General features: G+C 62.9%; 9 protein-coding genes. 8 read left to right on the forward strand and 1 reads right to left on the reverse strand.

Features of this window, described 5'->3' with window-relative positions:
• On the reverse strand, positions 1 to 612 hold a 612-nt coding region (locus EN749_RS25035), incomplete at its 3' end, for an IclR family transcriptional regulator (protein WP_145990997.1).
• Between the two features lie 127 nt (positions 613 to 739).
• Between EN749_RS25035 and EN749_RS25040 the strand changes: the two genes are divergently transcribed.
• The 8 genes from EN749_RS25040 (at position 740) to EN749_RS25080 (ending at position 7943) form a co-directional block, all read left to right on the forward strand.
• Complete coding sequence (locus EN749_RS25040; protein ID WP_127267516.1) at positions 740 to 1621, forward strand: transporter substrate-binding domain-containing protein; 882 nt, start codon at positions 740 to 742, stop codon at positions 1619 to 1621.
• Between the two features lie 171 nt (positions 1622 to 1792).
• Positions 1793 to 2458: an amino acid ABC transporter permease gene (locus tag EN749_RS25050; protein WP_127267517.1), complete on the forward strand. Its 666-nt coding sequence runs from the start codon at positions 1793 to 1795 to the stop codon at positions 2456 to 2458.
• Between the two features lies 1 nt (position 2459).
• A complete protein-coding gene (locus EN749_RS25055; protein ID WP_128364173.1) occupies positions 2460 to 3110 on the forward strand; it encodes an amino acid ABC transporter permease in 651 nt (216 codons plus the stop codon).
• Between the two features lie 2 nt (positions 3111 to 3112).
• Positions 3113 to 3907 carry an amino acid ABC transporter ATP-binding protein gene (locus EN749_RS25060; protein ID WP_128364174.1) on the forward strand — a complete coding sequence of 265 codons (795 nt, stop codon included), beginning with the start codon at positions 3113 to 3115 and terminating at the stop codon, positions 3905 to 3907.
• A gap of 38 nt (positions 3908 to 3945) precedes the next feature.
• Positions 3946 to 4407 carry a RidA family protein gene (locus tag EN749_RS25065; protein ID WP_128287754.1) on the forward strand — a complete coding sequence of 154 codons (462 nt, stop codon included), beginning with the start codon at positions 3946 to 3948 and terminating at the stop codon, positions 4405 to 4407.
• Positions 4408 to 4432: 25 nt separating this feature from the next.
• Positions 4433 to 5638, forward strand: a complete 1206-nt coding sequence (locus tag EN749_RS25070) for an aminotransferase class V-fold PLP-dependent enzyme (RefSeq protein WP_127395747.1) — start codon at positions 4433 to 4435, stop codon at positions 5636 to 5638.
• Between the two features lie 221 nt (positions 5639 to 5859).
• Positions 5860 to 6849, forward strand: coding sequence for a TIM barrel protein (locus EN749_RS25075; protein ID WP_127395748.1), 990 nt, complete (start codon positions 5860 to 5862; stop codon positions 6847 to 6849).
• Between the two features lie 41 nt (positions 6850 to 6890).
• Positions 6891 to 7943, forward strand: coding sequence for a substrate-binding domain-containing protein (locus EN749_RS25080; protein ID WP_128364175.1), 1053 nt, complete (start codon positions 6891 to 6893; stop codon positions 7941 to 7943).
• The last annotated feature ends 21 nt before the right edge of the window (positions 7944 to 7964 follow it).

Genomic DNA, 7964 nt, shown 5'->3' on the forward strand with positions numbered 1-7964 from the left:
GACGCAATAGCCGGTGATCCGCGCTTTTGCGATGTCGGCGACGAAATCGTCGAGCCGCAGTTTGCGCCCGTCGGGCAGCACGAGATCGTCGTCCGACACCATGCCTTCGATCTCAGCCTTCTCCAGCCCCGCCAGAAGCAGCCGCCCCGAGGCCGTCCAGGGCAGCGGTATCTGCAAGCCGGTGGCGGAACTGATGCGGAACGGCCTGGTGCCGGGACTCGCATGGACGATCGTATAGCGGCCGCTCTGCAGCATGCACAGTTCGGAAGTCTCGCCGGTCTCGCGCGACAGATTGTCGACCTCCTGGCGCCCCCGCCTCAACAGGTCGTTGCCCCGCACATAGTCCATTCCGTAGAGATAGAGCTTCTTGCCGAAATAGACGCGATTGCCGTCGCCTTCCATTTCCAGCAGTCCCGCATCGACCAGCGACCGCACCAGCGTATAGGTCGTCGAACGGGGCGCGTGCACGCCCTTGGCAAGGTCGCCAATGCCGATCGCACGCTGGGTCGTGTGAAGAAACTCCAGAATCTCCAGCACCCGGTTGAGCCCCTTTTCACGGGAGCCCGAAATCTTCTCGCCGGCTGAAAGTGCCGAGGCATTGCCATCTTGCATTGTTGATTCCGGGTGTTAGTATCTGTCCTGTACAGGATACACACGTCTCTTGTAAGAGACAATCGCTTCGACGTCACTGACGCGTGTATTGCCTGTGCAAGGGGAACACAAACGAAAGGAGGTCGCCGTGAACGACACATCCGGAAGACGTGATTTTCTGAAATTGGGAATGGCGGGACTGGCCACGGCCGGCGTCGTGGGTGCGGCGGTAGCCGTCGATGCCCAGAAGGCCGCTGCTCAGGCAGCACCCGACAGCCTGCTGCGCACCGTGCTCGATCGCGGCAAGCTGATCGTCGGCACCGGCAGCACCAATGCGCCGTGGCACTTCGAGAACGATGCCGGCGAACTCGTCGGCATGGACATCACCATGGGGCGCATTCTTGCCAAGGGCCTTTTCGACGATCCGACCAAGGTCGAGTTCGTGATGCAGGATCCGGCACAGCGCATCCCCAACGTCACCACCAACAAGGTCGACATCACCATTCAGTTCATGACGATGAGCGCCCAGCGCTCGCAGCTGGTCAATTTTTCCCGGCCTTACTATGTCGAGGGCGTCGCCCTGCTGAGCCTTCCGACCGCCGAGAACAAGACCTTCGACAAGCTGCTTGCCGGCGGCTCGGCGACACGCGTCTCCATCCTGCAGAATGTCGATGCCGAGGCGCAGGTGCATTCGGTGCTGCCCGAGTGCCAGGTTATGCAGATCGATACCCAGGCCAACGTGCTGCAGGCACTGGAATCGAAACGCGTCGACGCCGCTGCCGTCGATCTGTCCACGGTGCGCTGGCTCGCCTCGCGCAATCCGGACAGATATTTCGACGCCGGCAAGAGCTGGCTGAGCATGCTTTATGGCGCGGCACTCCGGCAAGGCGACCTTGATTGGCTGACCTTCGTCAACGCGACCTTCACCATCGCCATGTTCGGCCACGAAAACGCACTCTACGATGCCGCCTTCAAGGACTACTTCGGACAGGAGCCGCCGGCGCGCCATCCCGGCTTCCCAGCCATCTGACCTGCATCGGGCGGAAGGGCGTATCCAGCGCCCTTCCGCCTTCCTAGAGCGATTCCAGGAAAAGTGTGAAACGGTTTTCCGTCCGGAATTGCGTCAAAACAAAGAGTTAGAGCGGGTCGCCGTTTCGTGAAACGGTGAACTGCTCTAAGCCTGCGGCACTGAGGCGGACGCATGGGCTATGCCCTTAATTTCAACCTGATCTGGCGGCACTTCGACAAGCTGTGGGGCGGACTGCTGCTCAGTCTCGAACTCGCCGTCATATCGATCGCCATCGGCATCGTCATCGGCCTGGTCCTGGCGGTCTGGTATGTGTCTGCCGGACGCATCGTGCGCACCATCATCGCCGCCTACGTCGAATTCATCCGCAACGTGCCGCTGATCCTGCTCGTCTACCTCGTCTTCTACGGCTTGCCGACAGTGGTCGACATCGCCTACAGCGCGCCGACCTCGTTCGTCGTCACGCTGTCGCTCTATAGCGGCGCCTATCTGGTCGAGGTGTTTCGCTCCGGGCTCGAAGCCGTTCCGCGCGGACAGCTGGACGCCGGCAAGGCAATCGGCCTGACACCCTGGCAAAGGCTTCTCAACGTGCGCCTGCCGACCATGCTGCGCATCACCTTGCCGGCATTGTCCAACACCTTCATATCGCTGTTCAAGGACACCTCCGTCGCCTCGGTCATTTCGGTGCCGGAGCTGACCTATGGCGCCCAGTGGATCAACTTCAACACCTTCCGCATCGTCGAGGTCTATCTCGTGGTCACCGCGATGTATCTGGTGACCGGCTACATCTTGCTTTTTGCGCTTCGGCTCGTCGAGCGCCGGTTCAGGGCGGCGCGCTGATATGCTGACCCAAATCGCCTATGCCTTGCCTTTCCTCGCCCAGGGCTTTGCCCTGACACTGTGGGTATCCCTGCTGGTCGTGGTATTTTCGCTGATTGCCGGCGTGATCATGGGCGTCGGTCTCGTCTATGGCCCGGTGCCGTTGCAATGGGCCGTGCGCATCTTCAGCGACACCATCCGCGGCATACCGATCCTGGTGCTCATCTTCTTTGTCTATTACGGACTGCCGGCCGTCGGGCTTCATCTGCCGTCGTTCTGGGCCGCCGTGCTGGCGCTGACCCTGTTCAAGACAGCCCAGGTCGTCGAATATTTCAGAGGTGCTGTCGGCTCCATTCCGAAAGGGCAGTCCGAGGCGGCGATGGCGATCGGGCTGACCTTTCGCCGGCGGCTTGCCTACGTCATTTTCCCACAGGCGTTCAGGCGCTTCCTGCCGCCCTGGATCAACGGCGTCACCGATGCGGTCAAGGGCAGCGCGCTGGTATCGCTGCTCGGCATCACCGACCTGATGCAGGCCATCAACCAGGTCATCGGCCGCACCTATGAGGCCATGCCGCTCTATATCCTCGGCGCGCTCATCTACTTCGCGGTCAACTATGCCCTTTCGCTCGCCAGCCGGCGGCTCGAGCGGCGTTTCTCCTTCATCCGGGAATAGCAATGTCCACAAGTCCGAAAAACACCCCGGCCCTTCTCGACGTCCGCGACGTTTCCAAAGCCTTTGGGACCGTCCAGGTCCTGCGTTCGGTCAGCCTGCAGGTGGCGAAGGGGGAGGTGGTGACGGTCATCGGCCCCTCCGGCAGCGGCAAGACCACGCTGCTGCGTTGCGTCAACTTTCTCGAAAGCTATGACAGTGGTTCGATCCGCATTGACGGCAAGGAGGTCGGCTTTCGCGAAGCCGGAACCCGCCAGCGTCGCAGCGAACGCGATCTCGCCGCGATGCGCGCCGAGACCGGCATGGTGTTCCAGAGCTTCAACCTCTTTCCGCACCTGACAGCCGCCGGCAACATCATGCTTGGCCTCACCAAGGTGCGCGGCAAGAGCAACGCCGAAGCGCGCACCATCGCCGAACACTGGCTCGGCCGGGTCGGCCTCGCCCACAAGGCCGACAGCCTGCCCGCCGAACTGTCCGGCGGCCAGCAGCAGCGCGTCGGCATTGCCCGCGCAGTGGCCATGGGGCCGAAGATCCTGCTTCTCGACGAGATAACCTCCGCGCTCGACCCGGAACTGGTCGGCGAGGTGCTCGAGGTCGTGCGCAGCCTGGCCGAGGACGGCATGACGATGGTGATGGTCACGCACGAAATGGCCTTTGCCCGAGATGCTTCGAGCCGCATCATCTTCATGGCCGATGGCGGCGTCAGCGCGGCGGGCCCACCCGCCGAAATCCTGGCGGCGGACACCGACAATGAGCGCCTGCGCACCTTCCTGGCACGCTTCCGCGCCTCGCATTTCTAGAACGGGACAGCCAACGCTGTCGCAAGGAGCCTTCTTTCATGACGCCTTATATCCGGCTCGCCGCGTTGGGCCTGACGCTGCCCGAGCCGCCGACACCGATCGCCAACTTCGTCACCCATGCCGAAAGCGGCCGGCTGATCTTCCTGTCCGGTCAGGGTCCGCTGCGCACCGACGGCACGCTGTTTACCGGCAAGGTGGGGGAGGATGTCACCGTCGAGGAGGCTTATGGCCATGCCCGCCTCACCGGCCTCAATCTGCTTGCCGTCATGCACGCAGCCACTGGCGACCTTGGCCGGATCGTGCGCGTCGTCAAGCTGCTCGGCTTCGTCAACGCCATACCGACCTTCAGCGACCATCCGAAAGTGGTCAATGGCTGTTCCGACCTGTTTGCCGATGTGTTCGACAATATCGGCGGCCATGCCCGCTCGGCGATCGGCGTCGGCTCCTTGCCTGGAAACATCACCGTTGAAATCGAGGCGGTTGTCGAGATCGCCGCCTGACCTTTAGAAGAATGGAATCCGAGAGATGAAAACCACTTCCACCGACGGCTCCAACACCACCATCCGCGAACGGCTCGGCCTTCGCCCGATCATCAATGTCTCCGGCACGATGACCGCGCTCGGCGCGTCGATCATTGTCCCCGAAGCGATCAGCGCCATGGCGGAAATGGCCTCGCAATGGGTGGAAATGGATGACCTGCAACGTGCCGCAAGCACGATCGTCGCGCGCCTGACCGGCGGCGAGGCCGGTTTCATCACTGCCTGCTGCGCCAGCGGCATCACCATGGCGATCGCCGGTGCGATGACGGGGACCAATCTGCTCGCCATCGAGCGGCTGCCTGATAACACGGAAGGCCTCAAGTCGGAGGTCATCGTCCAGCTCGGCCACATCGTCAACTATGGTGCGCCGATCGACCAGTCGGTCCGGCTGGCGGGCGCCAGGGTCGTGCCGGCCGGCACGGTCAGCGTGACGCAGGACTATCATGTGCGCGACGCGATCAACGACCGCACGGCGGCGGGCCTCTATGTCGTTGCGCACCACACCGTGCAGTATGGCATGCTGTCGCTGGAGGAATTCTGCGAGATCTGCCACGCCAGGGGTGTCCCGGTGATCGTGGATGCGGCTTCAGAGTATGATCTGCGCGACTTCCTCGCGCGCGGCGCCGACATTGTCATCTACAGCGGCCACAAATTCCTGAGTGGGCCGACCAGCGGCATCGTCACGGGGCGCAAGGATCTGGTTCGCGCCGCCTATCTCCAGAACCGCGGCGTCGCGCGCGCCATGAAGGTCGGCAAGGAGAGCATCGCCGGCACCATGGCCGCACTGGAAGCCTGGGAAAAGCGCGACCATGCCGGCATCCGCCGCCGCGAAGACGCCGCGCTCAACCTGTGGAAGGACGCGTTGCAGGGCCTGCCGGGCATTGTCGCGCAGATCATTCCCGATCCGACCGCCAACCCTCTCGATCGGCTTCAGATTTTTGTACTGCCCGAAAGCCGGTTCACGGCGGCCGGCCTCACCTCGGCATTGGCGACGGGCTCGCCACCGATCATCGTGCGCAACCATGAGGTGGAGCGCGGCCATTTCTTCCTCGACCCCTGCAATCTTCATCCCGGCGAGGCCGAGATCGTCGCCGAACGGCTGCGCGCCATATCGACCGCCAAGGACCGCCCGGCCGATGCGATGAAAGTCGCCCGCAAGGATTCGTCCGGCGTCTTACGCTGGCCAGATTGAACACCCGGCGAATCGTTACCTGAAATTGCGCCGGCCGTACCAGCACGCGCCATCATGCGCCTATTGGCCTGACGGGCTCTCCAGGGCACCGGCCGGGAAACTGCCGGCTCCCTTTGCGCGCCTTGGCGGGTCCAGCTTGGTGGCCGCTTCGTAGCCTCTCAAAACAATAACTTTACAAATATCTTTCTTTATGTGAAGTCATGACGATTGCAGGATCGATCATGACAGCCACTCGTTTCGCCACGCGCCTGAATTCCTTTGCCTCGCGACCGCAGGCCGAGTGGCCCGATCTTACCGGCAAGCCGTCGCTGCTGCAGATGGCGGCGCGCGCCGCCAAGGTCGAGGGGCTTACCGATCTTGATCTCAACTTTCCTGACCACGTCGGTGAAAAGCCCACGGAAATCGCCCTGAAACTGGGCGATCTTGGGCTCTCCATCAATGGCTTTGCCATGCGCTACTACTCCAACCCCGCCTTCAAGCTCGGCGCTTTCACCAATCCGGATCCGGCGGTGCGTCGCGAGGCCATCGACCTGACCAAGGCCGGCATCGATGCCCTGCGTGAGGCCGGCGCCAGCCTGATGACGCTGTGGCTCGGCCAGGATGGCTTCGACTACGCCTTCCAGGCCGACTATTCGACGCTTTGGCAACACGAAATTGATGGGATTCGTGAAGTTGCGGCACATGATCCCGACTGTCAGATCAGCCTTGAATACAAACCGAACGAACCACGCTCCTACAGCCTGATGCCGGATGCGGCGACGACCTTGCTGGCAATCCGCGATGTCGGCCTGCCCAATCTGGGCGTCACGCTCGATTTCGCTCATGTGCTCTACGCCGACGAACAGCCGGCCTTTGCCGCAGCCCTGGTGGCGCGTCACAGCAAGCTGCTCGGCGTGCACCTGAACGACGGCTACGCCAAGCGCGACGACGGCCTGATGGTCGGCGCGGTGCACACGCTGCAGACCATCGAGCTGCTCAGGCAGATTCGCCGCGACGGTTACGCCGGCGCCATCTATTTCGACACGTTCCCCGATATGACCGGGCTCGATCCGGTGCGCGAGTGCGAAGTCAACATCGCTACCGTCAAGCGCATGCTGCGCGTCGTCGACCGGCTGGAGCAGGACAATCGCCTGTCCGCCGCCATGGACAGCCAGGACGCGGTGACGTCGCAGGCCATCATCCAGGAAATCATGCTCGGGCCGGATAGCTGAGGCATCCGCGCCATCGCCGTTTTCAACCAGGGAGGAATACAATGAAACTTCTGCTTGCCACCGCTACCGCCGCACTGATGGCGCTCTCGATCGGCTCTGCCTTTGCCGCCGACCTCGCGCCGCTCAATTCCGACACGGAAAAGGACCGCATCGACTGGTCGCAGGTCCAGGCCAAGTTCGGCGCGTTCCCCAAGCTGCCCGAAGGCACCAAGGCAGGCGCGGTCTCCAAGACGTTGACCAATGAATACTGGCGCTCGCTGGGCGAGGGCTACACGGCATTCGGCGCCAAGGTCGGCGTTCCCGTCGTCTATCAGGCAGCGCAGAGCGAGGGCGACCAGCTCGGCCAGCTCACCATCGCCGAAGGCCTGGTGACGCAGGGCTACAACGTGCTGCTCGTCTCGCCGCAGACGGATGCCAATCTGCAGCCGATCATGGAGCAGGCCAGGGCCGCCAACGTGCCGGTGGTCAATGTCAATGACGCCGTTATCCCGCAGGCCGAGCATTATGTCGGCAACGTCCAACGCGACAATGGCGTGCGCGTCGCCAAATGGTTCGTTAAGAATCGTCCGAATGGCGGCAAGGTCGCCATCGTCGAAGGCCAGGCTGGCGTCTATGCCGCCGTGCAGCGCACCGATGGCTTCAACTCGACCATTACCGAAGCCGGCAAGTTCGAGGTTGTCGCCAGCGTTCCCGGCAACTGGGACCGCCAGACCTCCTATGACGCGGCCACCAACATCCTGCAGCAGCATCCCGACCTGATCGGCTTCTATGCCAACAATGACGGCATGGCGCTCGGCATCGTCGAGGCTGTCAAGGCCGCCGGCCTGCAGGACAAGGTTGCGGTCTTCGGCACCGACGGCATTTCCGATGCCTATGCCTCCATACGGGCCGGCGAACTGACCGGCACGGTCGACAGTTTCCCGGTTCTGACCGGCGAAGTGGCGTTGGAAACAGCTCTGCGTCTCGTCGCGGGACAGAAGCTGCCGCGCGTCGTCGCCACGCCACAGGCGCTGATCACCAAGGACAATGCCGACCGCTATTCCGGCGCCGGCGCGCGCAAGGCGCTGCTCGAGGACGCGGCTGCGGGCCAGTAAGGCCAACCAACAGTGCCGGTC

The sequence above is a fragment of the Mesorhizobium sp. M7A.F.Ca.ET.027.02.1.1 genome, from assembly GCF_004022985.1.
GTDB lineage: Bacteria > Pseudomonadota > Alphaproteobacteria > Rhizobiales > Rhizobiaceae > Mesorhizobium.